The organism is Pseudomonas sp. A0308 (genome assembly GCF_044218815.1).
Classification (GTDB): domain Bacteria; phylum Pseudomonadota; class Gammaproteobacteria; order Pseudomonadales; family Pseudomonadaceae; genus Aquipseudomonas; species Aquipseudomonas iridis.
This window is the reverse complement of the sequence record NZ_CP162581.1, coordinates 5,240,864-5,262,684: the sequence shown is the minus strand read 5'-3', so window position 1 is coordinate 5,262,684 and position 21,821 is coordinate 5,240,864. Positions and strand designations below refer to the sequence as shown.

Genomic DNA, 21,821 nt, shown 5'->3' with positions numbered 1-21,821 from the left:
GCGATCTTTTGACCTTCAAGCCATCCGCAGCCGCCGCGCCTTGAGCCCGGCAATCAACGAAGGCCCCAACGCCACCAGCGCCGAACCCAGCACCACCAGCACCGCCCCGCCATACCCAAGCGCATTGATCTGCTCGGCATGCACGTATTCCGGCCAGATCCCGGCCGCAATCGCCACCGCCACGAACGTCACCAACGGCGTGATCGCAAGCGTCGCACTGACCCGCGAAGCCTCCCAATGCGCCAATGCTTCGGCAAACGCGCCGTAGGCAATCAGCGTGTTCATGCAGCACGCCAGCAGCAGCCAGCCCTGCACCGGGCTCAACTCAAGCGCTTCGAGTGGATGCACCCAGGGTGTCAGCAACAACGCGCAAAACAGGTAAATCACCATCATCACCTGCAACGAATTCCACACCGACAGCAATTGCTTCTGGCCCAAGGCGTAGAACGTCCACACGGTCGATGCCAACAGCACCAGCAATACGCCCGCGGTGTAATCCGACAATGAGGTCAGCAACTCCGCGAGCCGCTGATTGAAAAACAGCACAAAACCGATCAGCAACACCGCCAGGCCAATGCCCTGCCCGATGCTGAAACGCTCCTTGAACACAAACAGACTGGCGATCAGCAACATGATCGGGCCCATCTGCACCACCAGTTGCGCGGTGCCGGGGCTGAGCAGGTTAAGCCCCATCAGGTACAGCACGTAGTTGCCGACCAGCCCGAGCACCGCCATCAGCACCAGCCAGCCGCCCTTGGGCCCGAGCACTTTGCGGCTCGGCAGGCGCTTGACCGCGGCCAGGTAAATGAACAGGCAGCCGCCGGACACCAGCAGACGAAACCAGGTCACCGTGACCGGGTCCATCACCAGCAACACCTGTTTGAGTTTGATCGGGAGGATGCCCCACAGAAACGCCGTCAGCAGCGCCAGGAACAAACCGTAGGCCCAGCGCCCAGATGAAATGTGCATGCGAACCCCAAAGCCTGCTGACTGGAGCGCTCATTCTAGGCCTCGCGCCTGGTGCAACACAGGGACAGTTAGAGCCGGGCCGCAAATGAAACTGTACAGGTCGCTGCATCAAGTTGACGCAACGCCGTTGATCGGCTGATCAGGCGGGCCAAGTGGTTCAGACATAAGCTCATTCGATCCAGCCCAAGCGTTGCATCAGCAGGGAGACCGATCATGTTAGGCATGCGCGCCCAAGACCCCGCCCCCGCCACGCACTTTCGCAGTGACCGAGTGTGTCGGGTTAATGGCGAACTGTTTTTCAGCACTCGGGAAAATACCCTTGAGGGGCCGTTTGACAGCCATGAGAAGGCTGAGCAGGAGATAAAGGCCTACATCGCGCGGATGCAAGTTCAGGATTCCAACCGCTGATCCCAACAGGACCCTGTGTAGGAGCATTCGAGTGAAACGAGGCTGCGATCTTTTGATTCTGGCTTTTTAGAGCAAGATCAAAAGATCGCAGCGTGCCGCAGCTCCTACAGGGGTGCGGTGAGTCAGCGCACCGCCTCAAACAACCCCGTCGCCCCCATCCCGCCGCCCACGCACATGGTGACGATGCCGTAACGCAAGTTACGCCGCTGCAACTCCCGCACCAGATGCCCGACCTGCCGCGACCCGGTCATGCCGAACGGGTGGCCGATGGAGATCGAGCCGCCATTGACGTTGTATTTGTCGTTATCGATCTCCAGCCGATCACGGCTGTACAGGCACTGTGAAGCAAACGCCTCGTTCAACTCCCACAAGTCGATGTCAGCCACCTGCAAGCCCTTGGCCTTGAGCAGTTTCGGCACCGAGAACACCGGGCCGATGCCCATCTCGTCCGGCTCGCAACCGGCCACGGTGAAACCGCGGAAAAACGCCTTCGGCTTGAGCCCAAGTTGCAGCGCCTTTTCCAGGCTCATCACCAGCGTCATCGACGCGCCGTCGGACAGTTGCGACGAGTTGCCAGCCGTCACCGAACCATCGTCGGCGAACACCGGTTTAAGACCGGCAAGGCTTTCATAAGTAGTGTCCGGACGGTTGCAGTCGTCGCGCTCGACGACGCCATCGAGGATCTGCACTTCGCCGCTGTTCTTGTCCTCGACGCGATACTTCACCGCCATCGGCACGATTTCATCGTCGAACAAACCGGCCGCCTGGGCCTGAGCCGTACGCAACTGACTTTGCAGCGCGTAGCGATCCTGCGCCTCACGGCTGACGCCATAACGACGTGCAACCACTTCGGCGGTCTGGCCCATCGTGTAATAGATGCCAGGCGTTTGTTGCTTGAGCAGCGGGTTGATCAGGTGATCGGTGTTAACGCTGTTCATCGTCAGGCTGATCGATTCGACGCCGCCCGCGACGATGATGTCGCTGCAGCCCGAGGCGATCTGGTTGGCGGCAATCGCAATAGCCTGCAGGCCCGAGGAACAGAAACGATTGAGGGTCATGCCGGCGGTGCCGGTGCCCAGACGCGAGAGCACCGCGACGTTGCGACCGATGTTGTAGCCCTGCGCGCCCTCGTTCGAGCCGGCACCGACGATGCAATCCTCGACACTGGTCGGGTCGATGTCATTGCGTGTCAGCAGCGCGTTGACACAATGAGCCGCCATGTCATCGGGACGGGTCTGGTTGAACTTGCCGCGAAAGGATTTGGCCAGGCCGGTCCGTACGCTGTCGACGATCACCACTTCACGCATGGCATACCTCATTGTTGTTATCGGTTGAGAGTGGACCTGAGCATAAGTCCACCCCATTACCGACCGCGACAATCATTCACCCCGCGTATGCGTGCCCATCGTTTCAATCCTTGTGCTTTTTGGCCTTCTTGTCGGATTTCTCGAAGGCTTCTTCCAAAGCAAGGTTGATCGTGCGCAACACTTTGACCCGCGCCCAGCGCTTGTCATTGGCCTCGACCAGCGTCCACGGCGAGATCTCGGTGCTGGTGCGATCAACCATGTCGCCCACTGCGGTGCGATAGGCGTCCCACTTGTCGCGGTTGCGCCAGTCGTCTTCGGTGATCTTGAAGCGTTTGAAGGGGATCTCTTCGCGCTCCTGGAAACGCTTCATTTGTGTGTCCTTGTCGATCGCCAGCCAGAACTTGACCACGATCACTCCAGCATCGGCGAGTTGCTCTTCAAAGTCGTTGATCTCGCTGTAGGCGCGCAACCAGTCGGCCGGCGGGCAGAAACCCTCGATGCGCTCCACCAAAACCCGGCCGTACCACGAACGATCGAATACGGTGAACTTGCCCCGCGCCGGCAGATGCCGCCAGAAACGCCAAAGATACGGTTGCGCGCGTTCCTCTTCGGTCGGCGCGGCAATCGGCACGATGCCGTATTGGCGCGGATCGAGTGCCGCCGCCACCCGGCGAATCGCCCCGCCCTTGCCCGCCGCATCGTTACCTTCGAACACCGCCACCAAGGCGTGCCGACGCATGCGTTTGTCACGCATCAGCCCGGACAGCCGTGCCTGCTCGGTGATCAATTGTTCTTCGTAGTCTTTCTTTTCCAGGTGTTGGCTCAGGTCCAGGCTGTCGAGCAGGTTCAATTGATCGACCGCAGTGCCCAGCGGCGCGGCGCTGACTTCGTGAGGATGAACGTCCGGACGCTTCAGAGCAGCTTGCAAACCTTCAAGGAGAATCTTGCCCACCGCCAGACTGCGATAGTTGGCATCCGCGCCTTCGATGACGTGCCACGGCGCATAGTCGCGGCTGGTGCGGCGCAGCACGCGCTCGCCGTATTTGACGAACTTGTCGTAGGTCTGCGATTGCTGCCAGTCCAGCGGGCTGATGCGCCAACTGTGCAGCGGATCGTCGGCGAGGGCCTTGAGCCGCGCCTTCATTTGTTTTTTGGACAGGTGAAACCAGAACTTGAAGATCAGCGCGCCTTCATCGCAAAGCATCTTTTCCAGACGCTCGGCGCCGGCGATCGCCTGATCCAGCCGCGGGTCCTTGAACAAACCATGCACACGGCCCTGGAGCATCTGGCTGTACCAGTTGCCGAAGAAAATCCCCATCCGCCCCTTGGCCGGCAGCATCCGCCAGTAGCGCCACGCCGGTGGTCGCGCCAGCTCTTCATCCGTCTGCTGGTCGAAGGTGCGCACCTCGATCAGTCGCGGGTCCATCCACTCGTTGAGCAACTTGACCGTCTCGCCCTTGCCCGCGCCTTCGATGCCGTTAATCAACACGATTACCGGGAAACGCTTTTGCTGCTGCAATTCGAACTGGGCTTCGAGCAGTGCTTCACGCAGTGCAGGGACGGCAGCCTCGTAGGTGTCTTTGTCGATGGCATGACCGATTTCAGCGGATTCAAACATTGGACGGCTCCTTCCAGAATTCAGCAAGACTAGCGGATTGGGCACGGATACAGGGCACAAATTCCCACGCCACACAGACCTCCTGATTATGGAGGACCGCGATCTTCCGTGATTCCGTCAAGACGCTAATTGCCATGGATCAAGCGCCCTGCGCCTGATCGGCTAGAATGGCCGCCTTGTCGTTGCCGAGCCTGCCATGAAACCTGTATCGCCCCACGCCCAACTCGACTGGGATGAAAACGGACACCCGCGTTCACGTGTCTTCGATGACGTGTATTTTTCCGATCAGTCGGGGCTCGATGAAACCCGTTATGTGTTCCTTGAGCAGAACCGTCTGGCTGAGCGTTTTGCGGCACTGCCGGCAGGTGGACGACTGGTTATCGGAGAAACCGGGTTCGGCACCGGGTTGAATTTTCTCTGCGCCTGGCAAGTGTTCGAACAGCATGCCGTGGCAGGTGCACAGCTGCATTTTGTCAGTGTCGAAAAGTACCCGCTGAGCCCGGCGGATCTGCACCGTGCTCTGGCCCTGTGGCCGCAACTCAAGCCGCTGGCCGATCAGCTGTTGAAGCATTACGTGGCCATTCATCAGGGCTTCCAGCGCATCACGCTGGCCGATGGTCGCGTCACACTGACACTGCTGATCGGCGATGCCCTTGAGCAATTGCCGCAGCTCGATGCCCAGGTCGATGCGTGGTTCCTCGACGGCTTCGCTCCGGCAAGAAACCCCGACATGTGGACGGCCGAACTGTTCGCCGAACTGGCACGTCTGGCGGCGCCCGGCTCGACCATCAGCACCTTCACCAGCACCGGTTGGGTGCGGCGCTTGCTCAATGCCGCCGGGTTCAAGATGAAGCGCACGCCGGGCATCGGCCACAAATGGGAAATCCTGCGTGGTGAGTTCCTCGGCTGGCCCGAAGGCGTTGCGCCGCCCGCTGCCGAGAAACCCTGGTTTGCGCGCCCGAGGCCATTGACCGGTGAGCGGCGAGCCTTGGTGATCGGCGCAGGTCTGGCCGGCTGCGCCACGGCGGCCAGCCTCGCGTCACGCGGCTGGCAAGTGAGTTTGCTGGAGCGTCATGCTGGCGTTGCGCAAGAAGCGTCGGGCAATCCGCAGGGCGTGCTGTATTTGAAACTGTCTGCCCATGGCACCGCGCTGTCGCAACTGATCGTCAGCGGTTTCGGCTACACCCGACGCCTGCTTGAAACCCTGCAACGCGGCACCGACTGGGACGATTGCGGCGTGCTGCAACTGGCGTTCAACGCCAAGGAAGCCGAACGCCACGCGCAATTGGCCGCTGCGTTCCCCGAAGATCTGTTGCAGTGGCTCGAACAGCCCGAGGCGCAAACCCGCGCCGGTGTCGGTCTGGCCCATGGCGGCTTGTACTATCCCGAAGGGGGTTGGGTGCATCCGCCCGCGTTGTGCCAGGCACAAGCGACGCACCCGAAGATCAAATTGCTCAGCCATCAGGAAGCTGTCGAACTGCGCAGGGTCGATGACCAGTGGCAAGCCTTCGACGGTGACCATTTGCTCGCCAGCGCGCCGGTCGTGGTGCTGGCCGGCGCTGCCGAGATCAAGCGTTTCGCCCAAAGCGCCGAGTTACCGCTCAAGCGCATTCGCGGGCAGATCACCCGTTTGGCGCAGACCGGACAAAGTCAGGCGCTGTCCACCGTGGTGTGCGCCGAAGGCTACGTTGCGCCCGCGCGGCTGGGCGAACATACCCTCGGCGCCAGCTTCGATTTCAATAGCGATGACCTGACCCCGACCACCGCCGAACACCTGGGCAATCTGGCGATGCTTGAAGAGATCTCCAGCGATCTGGTTGCCCGTCTGGCCATCAACGAACTCAATGCTGAAGACCTTGAGGGGCGCGCAGCCTTTCGTTGCACCAGTCCGGATTATTTGCCGATTGTCGGCCCGCTCGCCGACCGTGAAGCCTTCACTCAGGCGTATGCCGCGCTGAGCAAAGATGCCCGGCAAGTGCCGGACATCGCCTGCCCGTGGCTCGACGGTCTGTACGTCAACAGCGGCCACGGCTCGCGCGGGCTGATCACCGCGCCGCTGTCGGGTGAGCTGCTCGCCGCGTGGCTGGACAATGAGCCGTTGCCGGTGCCACGCAGCGTGGCCGAGGCCTGTCATCCCAATCGTTTTGCGTTACGCCAACTGATTCGCGGCAAATAACCGTTACACCTCGGGCATCGCACAGATGCCCAGATCCACCAGGCGTATCGAGCCCATGGATCCAGTTTTTCCAGCCGAAGCAGGTCCCAGCCAAGAGCAAGCAAAAGTTTTAAGCTATTCCCCCCTTCGCCAGCCGCCTTACGCGGCTCACGGCTCACGGCTCACGGTTGCGGGCCGGTGTTTTCCGTTTCGGTTTTCATGGCAATAATCCTTTATTGCAGGTTGGAGCCAATAAACCTATCGACTTGAAACCAAATTACAACCCGACAATAACGATATATCGCAGATACATCATATGCAGCATAAAACCACAACATTCGTGCACTACATATCTATATCAAGCTTTCAAAGTCTTGCACAAACACACCCTAAAACCATTCAATATTGAAGTTATATTTATCCACGAAACATCCGTAGGCTAGTTCCACACCCAATAGATGAGCTTTCCTACATGACATCACCGACAGACAACTCGACAAATAACAATCACGCCCATGAAGTCATCAACAACGCTTTCGAAAAAATCACCGATCAGGACATGACAACGCCTGTAGCAAACTTCCTGGCCACATCTCTGGAAAACTTTGAACCTTCGCACAAAAGCAAGATTGATGAATATCGTGCGGCACTGGAGGAGGCGTTTGTTCTTCAGAACGCTGTCGACCAATCACTTTCAACACTCGAGACACCCAGCGTCTTCTGCAAGCGAAAGCTCAACATGATGATGCGAACTAAATACCCGGCCTGGGTCACCTCCAAACACAAAATCAAGCTCAAACCGAAAGCTTCCACGGATGATGCGGATTACAGTATTACCTTGCTGCAGGCTGCGATGTTGAACTTCACGGACACCGAAGCCGCCGCCGATTACTACTCAAGTGACAGCGAAATCGTGCTCAATCCTCAGGACGCGTCTGATGACGATATTCCCAAGGAGAAAATCACCGCCCAGGAATTTTCTGCGCTGAGCCGCAGCCTTGATCTTGGCAACGAATACCAGAAAATGATCGAGGAAAAGTTCAATACTGCGCAAGCCCGAGCAGATGCCGTGCAACTGGCCATGCTCAATATGAAATTGGCGGCGTACACCAAATTCTTCAGCAAGGATATCGATGAACAAACCTGGTCGACGCTAAAGAACCTGACAGATAAAAAAGTCGACACTGCCAATGGTAGCGCCCCTGAAAAAGGACGCACCCTGTTTTACAGCGTTCAACTTTTAGGCAAGTACGACACCAACACGGTCATGCTGATAGTGAGCAAAGACGACCCGACGAAAAACCAGTACATATTATATGTCCCCAATGACAGGGGGCCGGGCTTTTATGTGTACGACAGCCCGGATGATTTTCGTCAGAAGTTTGAATACCTACTGCAAAACGACACACCTCTGCCAAAATTTTTAGCATCCCGGATGAACCTTGTCGACCAAGCGGCCTGCCTGGCTGAACTAAAGGAATTACAGAAAGCAAAGAATACCGGCACAGTTGACAGGAAAGAACGGAGCGTAGAGACCATCGATTTGTCCGGCAGAGAATATGTAACGCTGACAAAGTTGAAGGCCGAAAACCTGTTCGCCCATATTGCCACCCTGAACCTGAATACATTTATAACCGATACCAAACGAATTGCCGTTCCCGTCAATGAAGTCAATCTGCCAACCCATGCCAATCGGCGTGCAAATAGTCATTTGCACCCACGCCCGCCGGTGTCCGAACAACTCACTTATTCCTTCCACATGCGCCTGCGGTCGTCCCCTGTGGATGCTCTGCTAAGCGAATTGTTTACCGGAGTAGAAGAATGGACAGTTGAAGAAAAAAAGAAGGGGCTACTGCAATTGCTGGAGCTGAAGGAGTTGCGAAATCAGCAGCCCACGTCCTCTTCTGCCGAAGACGAAGAAAACTCCGATGCTCAAACCCGGTTACCGGATTACTTCAACGCGTTCGAGCTGGTAGGCAACCGTGAAAACACACGCCTTTTTCTATGGAAACGCGATCTGGCCGGTTACCAGCAACGAGACGTTGTGGCAAGCCGACTGAAGACTTCAGGGCAACCTTATGAAGACGGAGCGCAGATCCTGCTCTTCAACAGCAGGTACTTTATCTGGATCAAGGACAGCGCCTATGAAGTGAAGCCAAGCCTCCTGGGTTGGCGAGTGGTCCACCCATTCAATAAAAGCGCTTATCGCCCGTACGTCATGTACCGAGGTTGGGAGTTGGCTAAATAAGCGTCCACCGCACAGGTCGGGCGACTCGTCGAACACAAACCATGACCTGAGCAGGATCGCACACGCGCCCGGCCAGAACGGTGGCTGCCGTTTGTCTCAACGGGATGCTTATAACTTATCGTTCTAAAACTCCACATACCGGGGCGGGTCAGTTTCTGAGTACCCGCCCTTTGGCGAGGTAGCGTTTGACCCCCTCCCCAACGGAAAAACCGGTAAGGATTTTATGTGTGGATTAGCTGGCGAGTTACGTTTTGATCATCAACCTGCAGACCTTGCAGCCATTGAGAGAATCACCCATCACCTGGCCCCTCGCGGCCCTGACGCGTGGGGTTTCCATGCCCAAGGGCCGATTGCCCTGGGCCATCGTCGCCTGAAAATCATGGACCTGTCGGACGGCTCGGCGCAGCCGATGATCGACAGTCAACTGGGTTTGTCCCTGGCCTTCAACGGCGCGATCTACAACTTTCCGGAACTGCGCGCTGAACTCGAAGCACTGGGTTATGCCTTCTATTCCGGTGGCGACACCGAAGTATTGCTCAAGGGTTATCACGCTTGGGGCGAAGCACTGCTGCCCAAACTCAACGGCATGTTTGCGTTCGCCATTTGGGAGCGAGATGCGCAGCGTCTGTTCATCGCCCGCGACCGTCTCGGCGTGAAGCCGCTGTACCTGTCGCGCACCGGCCAGCGCTTGCGTTTCGCCTCTGCACTGCCGGCGCTGCTCAAGGGTGGCGACATCAACCCGATCCTCGATCCGGTAGCGCTCAACCACTATCTGAATTTCCACGCCGTGGTGCCCGCGCCACGCACCCTGCTGGCCGGCATCGAGAAACTGCCGCCAGCGACCTGGATGCGTGTTGAAGCCGACGGCACCACCGAGCAGAAAACCTGGTGGACCCTGCCTTACGGCCCACACGAGGACGAGAAAAACCTCAACCTCGAAGACTGGGTCGACCGCGTGCTCGACAGCACCCGCGAAGCCGTGGCAATTCGTCAACGTGCGGCGGTGGATGTCGGTGTGTTGCTGTCCGGCGGCGTCGATTCGAGCATGCTCGTAGGCCTGCTGCGTGAAGTCGGTGTGGAAAACCTGTCGACCTTCTCTATCGGTTTTCAGGATGCCGGTGGCGAGCGCGGCGACGAGTTCCAGTATTCCGATCTGATCGCCAAGCACTACGGCACCCAGCATCACCAACTGCGCATCGACGAGAAAGAGATCATCGAGCAACTGCCCGCCGCGTTCCGCGCGATGAGCGAACCGATGGTCAGTCATGACTGCATCGCGTTCTATCTGCTGTCCCGCGAAGTGGCCAAGCATTGCAAGGTTGTGCAGAGCGGTCAGGGTGCCGATGAGTTGTTCGCCGGTTACCACTGGTATCCGCAGGTGGATGGCGCAGCCGACCCGTATGCGGCGTATCGCAATGCATTTTTCGACCGTAGCTACGACGACTACGCTGCCACTGTGCAACCGAAATGGCTGACCGCCAATGACGCTGCCGGCGACTTCGTCAAAGAACATTTCGCCCAGCCCGGTGCTGACGCCGCCGTGGACAAAGCCCTGCGCCTGGACAGCACGGTGATGCTGGTCGATGACCCGGTCAAACGTGTCGACAACATGACCATGGCCTGGGGTCTGGAGGCGCGCACGCCGTTCCTCGACTATCGACTGGTTGAACTCTCGGCCCGTGTGCCAGGCAAGTTCAAGCTGCCCGATGGCGGCAAGCAGGTGCTGAAGGAAGCTGCGCGACGAGTCATTCCAAGTGAAGTGATCGACCGCAAAAAAGGCTACTTCCCGGTGCCCGGCCTCAAGCATTTGCAAGGTGACACATTGAGCTGGGTACGCGAACTGCTGCTCGATCCAAGTCAGGATCGCGGCCTGTTCAACCCGGCCATGCTCGACAAGTTGCTGACTGACCCGCAAGGCCAACTGACCCCATTGCGCGGCTCGAAGCTGTGGCAACTGGCAGCCCTGAACCTGTGGCTCAGTGAACAAGGAATCTGATTGATGAAACCTCACGCCACAGCCATTAACCAACGCCTGCTACGCGGCCAGACACCGTCGTATGAACGATTACAGGCGCGTCTGGCTGAAGACGGCAGCGAACTCAACACCGCCCCGATTGCCGTGCATTGCGGCTGGGGCCGGTTGCTGATCGGTCACACGTTTCCCGACCCTGCGTCATTGGCCCAGGAACTGCTCAACGAGCAGCCGGGCGAGCGTGATATCGCCCTGTACGTCGCCGCGCCGCAGCAGATTCTTGGCCTCGAACCGACGCAGTTATTCCTCGACCCGTCAGACACCCTGCGCCTGTGGTTCAGCGACTATCGCCCCGCCACTCGCGTGTTTCGTGGCTTCCGCATTCGTCGTGCGCAAAGCGAAGCGGACTGGCAGGCGATCAATCAGCTGTACCAGGCGCGTGGCATGCTGCCGATCGACGCCGCGCTGCTGACCCCGCGTCATGAGGGCGGCCCGGTGTACTGGCTGGCCGAGGACGAGGACAGCGGCGCGGTGATCGGCAGCGTCATGGGCCTCAATCATTGCAAGGCGTTCAACGATCCGGAAAACGGCAGCAGCCTCTGGTGCCTGGCAGTTGATCCACAGTGCTCGCGGCCCGGAGTAGGCGAAGTGCTGGTGCGGCACTTGGTCGAGCACTTCATGAGTCGCGGTTCGAGCTACCTGGATCTGTCGGTACTGCACGACAACCGTCAGGCGAAAAGCCTCTACGCCAAACTCGGTTTCCGCAACCTGTCGACCTTTGCAATCAAGCGCAAGAACGGCATCAATCAACCGCTGTTTCTCGGCCCGGGTCCTGAAGCGCAGTTCAATCCGTATGCGCGGATCATCGTCGAAGAAGCTCATCGGCGTGGCATCGATGTGCAAGTGGATGACGCCGACGCCGGCCTGTTCACTCTCAGTCACGGCGGGCGCCGCGTACGCTGCCGCGAATCGCTGAGCGACCTGACCAGCGCGATCAGCATGAGCCTGTGCCAGGACAAAAGCCTGACCCACAAAGTGCTGAAAGCCGCCGGGCTGAAACTGCCGTCGCAGCAACTGGCAGGCAACGCTGACGACAATCTGGAGTTTCTTGATGAGCATCAGCGGGTGGTGGTCAAACCGCTCGATGGTGAACAGGGTCAGGGCGTGGCCGTGGATTTGCAGAGCATCGAAGAGGTGCAGCAGGCCATCGAAACAGCGAAGCAGTTTGACAGCCGTGTGCTCTTGGAGAGCTTTCACGAAGGTCTGGATCTGCGGATTCTGGTGATTGGTTTTGAAGTGGTGGCGGCAGCCATTCGTCGACCGGCCGAAGTGATCGGTGACGGTCAGCATTCGATTGGTGCGCTGATTGAAGCCCAGAGCCGACGCCGGCAAGCGGCCACGGGCGGCGAAAGCAAAATCCCGCTGGACCATGAAACCCAGCGCACGCTGCATGCGGCGGGTTATGACTACAGCAGCATCTTGCCGGCCGGCGAGCACTTGTTCGTAAGACGCACGGCAAATCTGCACACCGGCGGCACACTGGAAGACGTCACGGCGATTCTGCATCCAACGCTGGTCGACGCAGCAGTGCGGGCGGCGCGGGCGCTGGACATCCCGATGGTCGGCCTCGATCTGATGGTGCCGGCGGCGGATCAGCCAGGCTACGTGTTTATAGAAGCCAACGAACGGGCCGGTCTTGCCAACCATGAGCCGCAGCCCACGGCTGAACGCTTTGTGGATTTGTTGTTTCCGCACAGTCAGCCGGTTGTTTCCTGAATCTGCTTTGTCTGGTCTGACGCCATCGCTGGCAAGCCAGCTCCCACATGTGACCGCATTCCCCTGTGGGAGCTGGCTTGCCAGCGATGAGGGCCTGACAAGCGACGCTAACTCTCCCTCCTCATCGAAACCATCGATGTGCTCAACCCATCAGGAGTTTCCATGACCCTCCAAACCCCCGAACCGGATCTCAACTATCTGCAAAAAGTACTGCTGGAAATGCTCGCCATTCCCAGCCCCACCGGGTTTACCGACACCATCGTGCGCTATGTTGCCGAGCGTCTGGAAGAACTCGGCATTCCGTTCGAGATGACCCGACGCGGCACCATTCGCGCGACGCTCAAAGGTAAAAAGAACAGCCCCGACCGCGCCGTTTCCGCGCACCTGGACACCATCGGTGCCGCGGTCCGTGCGGTCAAAGACAACGGTCGGTTGACGCTCGCACCGGTCGGCTGCTGGTCGAGCCGTTTTGCCGAGGGCAGTCGCGTCAGCCTGTTCACCGACAACGGTGTGATCCGCGGCAGCGTGTTACCGCTGATGGCCTCCGGGCACGCGTTCAATACCGCCGTTGACGAGATGCCCATCAGTTGGGATCACGTCGAACTGCGCCTGGACGCCTACTGCGCAACCCGGGCCGATTGCGAGTCGCTGGGCATCAATGTCGGCGACGTGGTGGCGTTCGATCCATTGCCGGAATTCACCGAAAGCGGCCACATCAGCGCCCGCCACCTCGATGACAAGGCTGGCGTCGCAGCGCTGCTGGCGGCACTCAAAGCCATCGTCGACAGCGGTCAGGAACTGATGATCGACTGTCATCCGCTGTTCACCATCACCGAGGAAACCGGCAGCGGTGCAGCGGCGGCCTTACCATGGGACGTCAGTGAGTTTGTCGGCATCGACATCGCACCGGTCGCGCCGGGGCAGCACTCCAGCGAACACGCCGTGAGTGTGGCGATGCAGGATTCCGGCGGGCCGTACGACTATCACCTGTCGCGGCACCTGCTGCGCCTGGCCGGTGAAAACGAGTTGCCGGTGCGCCGTGATCTGTTCCGTTATTACTTCAGCGACGCGCATTCGGCGGTGACCGCCGGCCACGACATCCGCACCGCCCTGCTCGCCTTTGGCTGCGATGCGACTCACGGCTATGAGCGTACGCACATCGACAGCCTGGCAGCGCTGAGCCGCTTGCTAGGGGCGTACATCCTGAGCCCGCCGGTATTCGCCAGCGACGCGGCGCCGGCGAATGCTTCGCTGGACCGCTTCAGTCATCAGATCGAGCACGACACGCAGATGGAAAGCGATACGCGGGTGCCACCGGTGGACAGTCTGGTGGGGCAGCGTTCAGACAATTGATCCAGATGGTGTAGCGCCATGACTGACCCCATCGCTGGCCAGCCAGCTTCCACCGTTATTTGGGTGGAACACAACTTTTGCGTACAGCATCAGTCACTGTGGGAGCTGGCTGGCCGGCGATGGGGCCGGCCAAGACAACACAAAACTGGCAGGCGAAGATCAATCGCCGTAGCATCGCGACATTGATTTAGCCGAGGTGCCCATGCTCATCCCTTACGACGCTCTTGAAGTCGACACCCTCACCCGCCTGATCGAAGATTTCGTCACCCGCGACGGTACCGACAACGGCGACGACACTCCGCTGGAAACCCGCGTTCTGCGTGTGCGTCAGGCGCTGACCAAGGGCCAGGCATTGATTGTTTTTGATCCCGACAGCGAGCAGTGCCAGTTGATGCTCAAGCATGACGTGCCCAAGCATCTGTTTGACTGAAACCTCAACGGGCCTTTTCCAGGGCCTGTTTGCGCTGGATCCGCTCGTAGACTTCCGCGCGATGCACATTGACCTTCTTGGGTGCCTCGACGCCAAAGCGCACACTTGCACCGTTCACTGACAGAACGCGCACGGTGATGTCGTCACCAATTGAAATCAACTCACCAACGACACGGCTGAGTACAAGCATGAGATTCGTCCTTCAGGGTTAGCGAGCAATGAAGATGCGCGGCTTACGGCGCCGGTTCAATGCATCGCGGGCAAATCAGTAATGCCCTACAACCCTTCAGCGCGCAGCCCTTCAGACGTTTCCCGCAAATTGTTAAACAGCCCTCATCTCAAGCAGCAGAAAAGCGCGGCCCGAACAGAATCACGCTGGCACCGATCACGCACAGTGCCACGCCGATCCAGTCCGACCCCAATGGCCGAACCCGCTCGACCACGGCCAGCCAACCAATCGACGCCACGATGTAGATCCCGCCGTAAGCGGCATAGGCACGCCCGGCGTAGGCCGCTTCAACGCGCGTCAATAACAGCGCAAACAACGTCAGGCTGAGCAGCGCCGGGATTACCCACAGCGCACTTTTGCCCTGACGCAGCCACATGAAGAAGGCGAAACATCCGGCGATTTCAAATAATGCCGCGAGGAAGAACCACAAGTAATTGAGCATATCGCGTCTCGACAGGGTGACCATTGCGGCCACCCTAACGACGGGAAGTGCTACGGACAAGATCAACCGTTGTTTTGTTTGGCCTTGGCGCGCATTTTATCGGCCATGGAGGTCATCTCGTTGTAGAGCAGTTGCGGATTCTTCTGTTTGATCGCCCACGCCATGCGCCCTTGTTCGTGGGGCAAGATCATGAATTCGCCGGCCGCTACTTGCTGATAGATGTACTCGGCGATGTCCGCTGCGCTGATCGGCGAACTTTCCAGCAACTTGCCGACCTGCGCTTTCATCGCCGGGGTCGGGCCACGGAACGAGTCGAGCAAGTTGGTCTGGAAGAACGACGGGCAGACCACATGCACGCCGACTTCCTGTTGTGCCAGTTCGATCAACAGGCTTTCCGACAATGCCACCACCCCCGCCTTGGCGACGTTGTAGTTGCTCATGGCCGGGCCTTGCATCAGCGCCGCCATGGAGGCGATGTTGATGATCTTGCCTTTGCTTTGCTCAAGCAATGGCAGGAACGCCTTGCAGCCCTTGACCACGCCCATCAGGTTGATCGCTATCTGCCAGTCCCAGTCTTCCAGCGACAGTTCGCTGAAGAACCCGCCGGAAGCGACACCGGCGTTGTTGACGATGATATCGATACCGCCAAGTTTCTCTTCGCAAGCCTGGGCGAACGCGGTGAGCTGGCTGTAATCACGCACATCGCAGCGCTGGATAAAACCGTCGCCGCCAACCTCACGGACCTGTTTCAAGGTTTCCTGCAGACCGGGTTCGCTGACGTCGGACAAGGCCAGTTGCCAGCCTTCACGCGCCCAGCGCAGCGCGATTTCGCGACCCAGGCCTGAGCCCGCGCCAGTGATCATCATGCGATTTTGCATAGCAGACAGCCTTGTTGTTCCGGGAAAGATTCGCCGAGTGTAGCGAAGGAACGGTGCCCACCCACGCTCTATCAGATTGCTGAATGGTGAGGGCAAACCGTGGCGTAAAGATCAAAAGATCGATGCCTTTAAAAGGAAATAAGCAAGCAATCCAAATACCTTAAAAAAACATTGAATTTTCTTTCATTCATACCGGTCGGAATTTGTAAGCCGTCTGGAATTAGTTAATCTCCAGTCGCCCTGGAATACCAAGACTTCTCGAACGCTATCAACAAGGAAATCACCATGGGCACAATTCTTATCATTATCCTGATCCTGTTGCTGATCGGTGGTCTGCCGGTCTTCCCGCACTCCAGAAGTTGGGGTTATGGTCCATCGGGCATTATCGGCGTGGTGTTGGTCGTGCTGCTGGTGCTGCTGTTACTCGGTCGGATATAAACGATCTGACAGACAAAAAAAGAGGCCCTTGAAAAAGGGCCTCTTTTTTATTGCGCGGACAAATCAGTCTGGCTTGCCATCAACGACACCGGCGGTGTTGTCGATCAGGCTTTTAGTCGCCGTCTGAATGAACGACTCAAGTTTCTGCTTCAGTGCCGCCTCATCTTCCGACGCCGGAATCACTTCGCCTTTCGGGTTTGCGCCCAGTTCGTAGCGATAGAGTTTCGGTGGCATTTCTTTGGGCAGAACCAGCACGCGGTCGGCGGTAAGCAGAGCCACGGTCTGATCGCTGCCGGACGGCTTGATCACGCCGAAACCCTTGTCGCCTTCCGGCAGATTGAGCAAGTCGCGGCCCCAGCACTGGTGCAGGACTTCACCACCGATGCGACCCATGATGGTCGGCACGATGTCGATCTGGGTGCCCACTGTGTGGTCAAGCTGGCCGAACTTCTCTTGCATCCCCGGAGCAATCATCAGCATCGGCACGTTGAAACGGCCTAGGTCCATTTGAGTGATCTGCTGCTCATTGCCGAAACCATGGTCACCGACGACCACGAACAGCGTCTCCTTGAAGTACGGCTCCTTGCGCGCCTTCTCGAAGAACTGACCCAGTGCCCAGTCGGAGTAGCGCATGGCGGTCAGGTGTTCGTTGAGACTGCCACGGTCGGTCACACGCTCGACCGGCAACGGCGTCGGCAATGCGTATGGCGTGTGGTTGGACAAGGTTTGCAGCAAGGCATAGAACGGTTTCTTGTCCTTGCCGTCGCGAGCCTTCAATTCCTCCAGACCACGGTTGAACATGTCTTGGTCGGATACGCCCCACGTCGGGTCGGAGAACACCGGATTGACGAAATCGTTACGCCCGATGAAGTTGGTCATGCCCTGGTTGCTGAAGAACCCCGACTGGTTGTCCCAGGCGAAATCGCCGTTGTAGACATACACATCATCGTAGTCGCGGGCGCTGAGCAGTTGCGGCAGGCCGGACAGTTTGTGGCTGCCTTCCGGGGTCTGCATCAGGTATTCGAAACCTGGCAGGTTAGGGAAGCAGGCCATGGTGGCGAACATGCCCTGGTGGGTGTGGGTGCCGTTGGAGAAGAAGCGGTCGAACAGCAGGCCTTCTTTCGACAATTGGTCGAAGTACGGCGTGATGTTGCCAGGGCTTCCCAGAGCGCCGACCGAATGACCGGCGAAGCTTTCCATCAGGATCACGACGACATTCTTGATCGGCAGGGTCTTGTCGGCGTCCGGCGTGTAATCACGGCGCACGGCGGCGGTTTCAGTATCGACCAGTTTGTCTTGTGGCATCACCAGCATGTCGCGGACGATTTGCTGCGCTTGCTCTTGCGGCAGCGTGGCTTTCCAGATGTTGTCACGGTCCTCGCCCATGCGTGACTTGGCGGCAGCGATCAACGACAGCGTGCCGTTAAGGCCGAGCTGGTTGGCGAAGTTGGAGTCGGTGGTGTACACGTCACCCCAGCGCATTGGCGGGCCTTGACGCAGGGTGCCGCGTGCAGCGACCACGCAAATAAGCAGACAAACCACGAACACCGCAAGACGGGTGTACCACGGCGCCACCTGACGGGAGCTGACAGTGCCACCGCTGAAAGGCCCGCGCGGACGCGTGGCACGGTCGGCGCCTTTGAACGCCAGCGTCAGAATCACCGTGCCGATAGCCCACGCCAACAGATAGCGCACCACCGGGAAACCGTACCAGAGCATGCTCATCACGGTTTTCGGGTCTTCCTTCACGTATTGGAACACCAGACCGTTGAGGCGCTGGTGGAACTCACGGTAGAAGTCCATTTCCATCAGACCGAGGAACAGCGCGATGCTCGACGCAACGGTCAGCCACAGCCGGAAGAAGCCGCGCGCCGCCATGGCGCGGGCACTGAACAGCGCCAGTACCAGCGGAATGCTCAGGTAAACCACCAGGCGCAGGTCGAAACGCAAGCCGTTGGCGAATGCTTCGAGGAACGTCGCGGCCGGGGTGTCGAGGATCATCTCGCGGTTGTAGACCAGCAGCGCGAGGCGCAGCACGGAAAACATCACCATCATGACCAGCGCACAGAGCAGCGTGTAGGCCAGATGCGATTTGACGGTCGGTTGCAGCAGGCGACTGGAAGATCGCTGCTGATTCAGGGCGTCCGGGTTTGCCATGTCGTTTTAGGACCCATTGGAAGTTGAAGTTGCAAAAAATACAGCGGCGCCATGCCCTCTATTGGTCATTCCAGACCCCGGGGCGTGCGCAGTGCGCAAATGTTGCACGATCACCGGCACCATTGCCATTGATTACTGCCCTGTCACCAGACACATTCATTTGAAGTAATGTCCACGGGACAGCATGGAAATAGCGCGGGCGGATTGTCTTGAACGCGTTGTGAAAATTTCGTTCAACGCATATCTGGAAACACAATATAAACCGCAAAAAAAAACACCCCGAATCGATCGGGGCGTTTCATTAAGACGGGAATTACTTCTCGGCGCGCTCTTTAAGAGCTTTAAGGGTGTTGAACGGAGCATCGACGACGAACTTGTTGGCAACCATCGCCGGGACACTGCCGCCTGGCTCGGTGTGCACTTGATAGGTCACTTCAACCTGATCGCCTTTGGGCACGAACTTCCAGAAACCCTTGACCTGGGCCACGCGGACAAACCCTTTTTCTTCCGGAATGTACTTCGGCACACCTTCAAGAGTGCGAGTCAGACTGCCATCGGCGCCTTCAACGGTGGTGACATGCGTTGCCGAATCACGCGGAGTCACGGGCCACGGCGTATTGAACTGGGTGTAAGTCCAACTCTGATCACCTTCGTGCTTGAGCAGCTTCTGGGTTTTGCATTCGTAAATCCATGCACAAGCGCCCGTCACATCGTCCTGAAGCGCGCGCAACTTGGCGACAGTGGTCTTCATCAAGGCTACGCCCTGATAGGACTTGTAGTCCGAACCCGGGATTTCGCTCAGGGAAACCTTGATGCCGTCCTCGTTCTTGGCGACTTTCCAGTCTTCAGCCTGCGCCAGCGACGTGGCCAGTACGGCGGTCAAACCACACAACACAGCAATACGATGCAGCGAACCCATAGTCTTTTTCCTTATTGTTGAAGTTCCGTTCGTTTGACACATCAGGCCGCCGTCATTTGCTCCCACCAGCCGATCAACTTGATCGCCTCTTCCTGGCTATCGCCACAGACTTCGACATCGGCGGCAAAGCCCGAACAGACAGCCGGGCGCTCCGGGCGGCCGAAAATGCTGCACAGGTTTTCGACCGAGAGTTGCACGCAACGTTCGCCGGCAGGTTTGCCATCAGGCATGCCGGGAATCGCCGAGCTGATGGAGGGGGCAATGCAGCAGGCGCCACAGCCTTCACGGCATTTCATGACGAACAAATCCTCGCGAGGGGCGATGTGTGAAAGGGACGCGGACAGGGTAACCGCTAAAACGGCTGTTTAAAATTCCCTGCGCCGGGGTTTTTACGGATAAGTGAATGTGACTGACCAGTCTCCGACAAAGCGTCTGGTTCAGGGCTCACAGATGCATTGGATTTACTGCTTGAATTCAAAATCCAGGGCTGCGCCGTCTACTTCGCGACGCTCGTCATTGCGCAGTTGCAACTGCATTTCGTTGCTGAGTAAACGGCCATTGAGCTGGAACCCGCTGTTCTTCTCGCCAAACATTTGCGGCAGGATCGGTTCGCGCTTGGGCAGATTGACTGTGCCGATTGGTTTCAACTCTTCAACCATGTCCTTGGGCAAGCTCAAGTCGAGTCTGGCTGACGGCAGTTTGGTTTTCGCCACTTCGCTGGCAGATTTCGACTTGGAAGCCACTGGTGGACGCTTCTTTACCGGCGCAGCTTTCTTCTTCTGCACATTAGCCGGCGTATTTGTTTGGCTCGCCAGCGGTTTCTTCTGGGGCGCCGCCGCGGCCGGTTTTTCCTGGACCGCAGCCGCCATGACACCCGGCGAATGACTGATCATCAGCAAGCAAAGGACAATCCCGGCGGCAGAAAAAATCGCTTTCATGAACCCAACGACACTAACAGCAGAGGGCCATATGCTCGCTTGTTGAGCGTCACAAGACAAGTCTGTCCGTACCTTCGTTCAGAAACCGACCGCCGTTTCCTGACACAGTTGGGTTGCCAACATTCCAAGGGTCATCAACGCCCGCTCCGCCTCGCGGTTCCACGGAATGCCGCAGTTCAGGCGGATACAGTGGTTGAATTGCTCTGTATTACTGAAGATCAGGCCGGGCGCGATACTGATGCCCTGCTGCAACGCGCGCACGTGCAATTCCTGAGTATTGACCCGCCCCGGCAGACTCACCCAGAGGATAAAACCGCCCGTGGGCCGGGTCATTTGCGTGCCTTCGGGGAAGTGCTGCTGCACCGCTAACTGGAAGGCGCTGAGGTTTTTCCGGTATTCCTGGCGGATGTACCGTAAATGCCGGTCATAGCCGCCGTTTTCAAGATAGGCGGCAATCGCCATCTGCGTCACGCTGCACGCCGAATGGGTGCTGAAGGTCTGCAAGCGCTGGATTTCCTGCTGGTACTTACCGGCAATCATCCAGCCGATCCGCACACCGGGCGACAAGGTCTTGGAGAAGCTCGAGCAATAGATCACTCGGTCAAGTCGGTCATACGCCTTGAGGGCCTTGGTGCGGCCCTGTTCAAACATCAACTCGCCATAGATGTCGTCTTCGACGATCTGGATATCGAAATCCGACGCCAGGCGCAAAAGTTGTTTCTGCCGCTCTTCAGGCATGGTGCCGCCCAGGGGATTGCTCAGGCGCGTGGTCAACACCAACGCCTTGATCGACCACTGGTTGGCGGCCAGTTGCAGCGCTTCGAGGCTCATGCCAGTGGCGGGATCGCTGGGGATCTCGATGACTTTCAGGCCCAGCAGGTCGGCCAGTTGCAGCAGCCCGTAATAGGTCGGCGACTCGGCGGCGATCAGATCGCCCGGGCGGGTCAGCACGCGCAGCGACATCTGCAACGCATCGACACAACCGTGGGTAATCACCACTTCAGACGGATCTACCACCACACCGGCGTCGCGCATGCGGATCGCCACTTGCCGGCGCAGCGGTTCGAAGCCGGGGCTGAACATGTAGCTGAACGCTCGCGGGCTGTGGAAGCGAGTGACTTTGGCCAGTTGCTGGTGCAGCGCCCGCACCGGCAAATAGTCCACGCTCGGCACTGCGGCGCCCAACGGAAAAACGCCTTCGCGGCGCGACTCGACCAGAACCTGCTGAATGATGCTGCTGCGCGTGACCAGCCCTGGCCGCTCGACCCGGGCGATATCCGGCGTCGGTGCCGTCAGCGCGGGCGTCTGGTGCACGTAATAACCAGACTGCGGTCTGGCGCGAATCAGGCCCTGATCTTCGAGATTGGCGTAAGCCTGCAACACCGTCGCATGGCTGACGTTGAGCTGCGAACTCATCTTGCGTACCGAAGGCACGCGCTCCCCTGGTTGATAGACACCACGGCGGATGTCCTCGGCCAGTTGCTGAGCAATACGTTGGTAGAGCAAGAGATTGGTCATGACGCAGCACTCGATTTCACGGGCATTTTATTCTTGTGTGAAACAATACCGGAACAGTTTAGAAGT

At 58.5% G+C, this 21,821-nt stretch carries 19 protein-coding genes; 8 read left to right on the top strand and 11 right to left on the bottom strand.

Going from position 1 to position 21,821, the window contains the following annotated elements:
* Nucleotides 1–15 precede the first annotated feature (15 nt).
* Nucleotides 16–969 (bottom strand): DMT family transporter, encoded by a 954-nt coding sequence (locus AB4P92_RS24425; protein WP_047302466.1) that lies wholly within the window; start codon nucleotides 967–969, stop codon nucleotides 16–18.
* Nucleotides 970–1,182: 213 nt separating this feature from the next.
* On the opposite strand from AB4P92_RS24425, the gene AB4P92_RS24420 reads away from it, so the two are divergent.
* A complete protein-coding gene (locus AB4P92_RS24420; protein WP_395598282.1) occupies nucleotides 1,183–1,377 on the top strand; it encodes a DUF6316 family protein in 195 nt (64 codons plus the stop codon).
* Nucleotides 1,378–1,499: 122 nt separating this feature from the next.
* On the opposite strand, the gene AB4P92_RS24415 is transcribed toward AB4P92_RS24420, so the two are convergent.
* On the bottom strand, nucleotides 1,500–2,684 hold the full coding sequence (locus AB4P92_RS24415; protein WP_395598281.1) for a thiolase family protein: 1,185 nt from the start codon (nucleotides 2,682–2,684) through the stop codon (nucleotides 1,500–1,502).
* Between the two features lie 103 nt (nucleotides 2,685–2,787).
* Nucleotides 2,788–4,302 carry a polyphosphate:AMP phosphotransferase gene (gene pap, locus AB4P92_RS24410; RefSeq protein ID WP_042560381.1) on the bottom strand — a complete coding sequence of 505 codons (1,515 nt, stop codon included), beginning with the start codon at nucleotides 4,300–4,302 and terminating at the stop codon, nucleotides 2,788–2,790.
* Between the two features lie 196 nt (nucleotides 4,303–4,498).
* Between pap and mnmC the strand changes: the two genes are divergently transcribed.
* The 6 genes from mnmC to AB4P92_RS24380 all read left to right on the top strand — a co-directional run bounded on the left by mnmC (nucleotide 4,499) and on the right by AB4P92_RS24380 (nucleotide 14,236).
* Nucleotides 4,499–6,478 (top strand): bifunctional tRNA (5-methylaminomethyl-2-thiouridine)(34)-methyltransferase MnmD/FAD-dependent 5-carboxymethylaminomethyl-2-thiouridine(34) oxidoreductase MnmC, encoded by a 1,980-nt coding sequence (gene mnmC, locus AB4P92_RS24405; protein WP_395598280.1) that lies wholly within the window; start codon nucleotides 4,499–4,501, stop codon nucleotides 6,476–6,478.
* Nucleotides 6,479–6,929: 451 nt separating this feature from the next.
* Nucleotides 6,930–8,705 (top strand): dermonecrotic toxin domain-containing protein, encoded by a 1,776-nt coding sequence (locus AB4P92_RS24400; RefSeq protein WP_395598279.1) that lies wholly within the window; start codon nucleotides 6,930–6,932, stop codon nucleotides 8,703–8,705.
* 223 nt (nucleotides 8,706–8,928) lie between these two features.
* The gene (locus tag AB4P92_RS24395; protein ID WP_042560385.1) at nucleotides 8,929–10,701 is read left to right on the top strand and encodes an N-acetylglutaminylglutamine amidotransferase; all 1,773 of its coding nucleotides are present in this window, start codon (nucleotides 8,929–8,931) and stop codon (nucleotides 10,699–10,701) included.
* A 3-nt stretch (nucleotides 10,702–10,704) separates the two neighbouring features.
* The gene (ngg, locus tag AB4P92_RS24390; protein WP_395598278.1) at nucleotides 10,705–12,453 is read left to right on the top strand and encodes an N-acetylglutaminylglutamine synthetase; all 1,749 of its coding nucleotides are present in this window, start codon (nucleotides 10,705–10,707) and stop codon (nucleotides 12,451–12,453) included.
* Nucleotides 12,454–12,615: 162 nt separating this feature from the next.
* Entirely contained in the window at nucleotides 12,616–13,806 is a 1,191-nt protein-coding gene (locus AB4P92_RS24385) for an osmoprotectant NAGGN system M42 family peptidase (RefSeq protein WP_042560387.1), read from the top strand.
* Nucleotides 13,807–14,008: 202 nt separating this feature from the next.
* Complete coding sequence (locus AB4P92_RS24380; RefSeq protein ID WP_003236706.1) at nucleotides 14,009–14,236, top strand: YheU family protein; 228 nt, start codon at nucleotides 14,009–14,011, stop codon at nucleotides 14,234–14,236.
* A 4-nt stretch (nucleotides 14,237–14,240) separates the two neighbouring features.
* On the opposite strand, the gene csrA is transcribed toward AB4P92_RS24380, so the two are convergent.
* The 3 genes from csrA to AB4P92_RS24365 all read right to left on the bottom strand — a co-directional run bounded on the left by csrA (nucleotide 14,241) and on the right by AB4P92_RS24365 (nucleotide 15,785).
* Complete coding sequence (gene csrA / locus AB4P92_RS24375; protein ID WP_047302530.1) at nucleotides 14,241–14,426, bottom strand: carbon storage regulator CsrA; 186 nt, start codon at nucleotides 14,424–14,426, stop codon at nucleotides 14,241–14,243.
* A gap of 148 nt (nucleotides 14,427–14,574) precedes the next feature.
* On the bottom strand, nucleotides 14,575–14,907 hold the full coding sequence (locus tag AB4P92_RS24370) for a YnfA family protein (protein WP_003226957.1): 333 nt from the start codon (nucleotides 14,905–14,907) through the stop codon (nucleotides 14,575–14,577).
* Between the two features lie 62 nt (nucleotides 14,908–14,969).
* Nucleotides 14,970–15,785 carry an SDR family oxidoreductase gene (locus AB4P92_RS24365; RefSeq protein ID WP_042560390.1) on the bottom strand — a complete coding sequence of 272 codons (816 nt, stop codon included), beginning with the start codon at nucleotides 15,783–15,785 and terminating at the stop codon, nucleotides 14,970–14,972.
* A gap of 279 nt (nucleotides 15,786–16,064) precedes the next feature.
* On the opposite strand from AB4P92_RS24365, the gene AB4P92_RS24360 reads away from it, so the two are divergent.
* Nucleotides 16,065–16,223 (top strand): DUF3309 family protein, encoded by a 159-nt coding sequence (locus AB4P92_RS24360; RefSeq protein WP_181818456.1) that lies wholly within the window; start codon nucleotides 16,065–16,067, stop codon nucleotides 16,221–16,223.
* Nucleotides 16,224–16,286: 63 nt separating this feature from the next.
* Here AB4P92_RS24360 and AB4P92_RS24355 read toward each other — a convergent pair whose 3' ends face one another.
* The 5 genes from AB4P92_RS24355 to AB4P92_RS24335 all read right to left on the bottom strand — a co-directional run bounded on the left by AB4P92_RS24355 (nucleotide 16,287) and on the right by AB4P92_RS24335 (nucleotide 21,755).
* Complete coding sequence (locus AB4P92_RS24355) at nucleotides 16,287–18,380, bottom strand: LTA synthase family protein (RefSeq protein ID WP_261736481.1); 2,094 nt, start codon at nucleotides 18,378–18,380, stop codon at nucleotides 16,287–16,289.
* Nucleotides 18,381–18,693: 313 nt separating this feature from the next.
* A complete protein-coding gene (locus AB4P92_RS24350) occupies nucleotides 18,694–19,299 on the bottom strand; it encodes an START domain-containing protein (protein WP_261736482.1) in 606 nt (201 codons plus the stop codon).
* Between the two features lie 41 nt (nucleotides 19,300–19,340).
* On the bottom strand, nucleotides 19,341–19,595 hold the full coding sequence (locus AB4P92_RS24345) for a YkgJ family cysteine cluster protein (protein ID WP_042560393.1): 255 nt from the start codon (nucleotides 19,593–19,595) through the stop codon (nucleotides 19,341–19,343).
* A 165-nt stretch (nucleotides 19,596–19,760) separates the two neighbouring features.
* Nucleotides 19,761–20,237, bottom strand: a complete 477-nt coding sequence (locus AB4P92_RS24340) for a translation initiation factor 2 (RefSeq protein WP_261736483.1) — start codon at nucleotides 20,235–20,237, stop codon at nucleotides 19,761–19,763.
* 78 nt (nucleotides 20,238–20,315) lie between these two features.
* The gene (locus AB4P92_RS24335; protein WP_042560395.1) at nucleotides 20,316–21,755 is read right to left on the bottom strand and encodes a PLP-dependent aminotransferase family protein; all 1,440 of its coding nucleotides are present in this window, start codon (nucleotides 21,753–21,755) and stop codon (nucleotides 20,316–20,318) included.
* Between the last annotated feature and the right edge of the window lie 66 nt (nucleotides 21,756–21,821).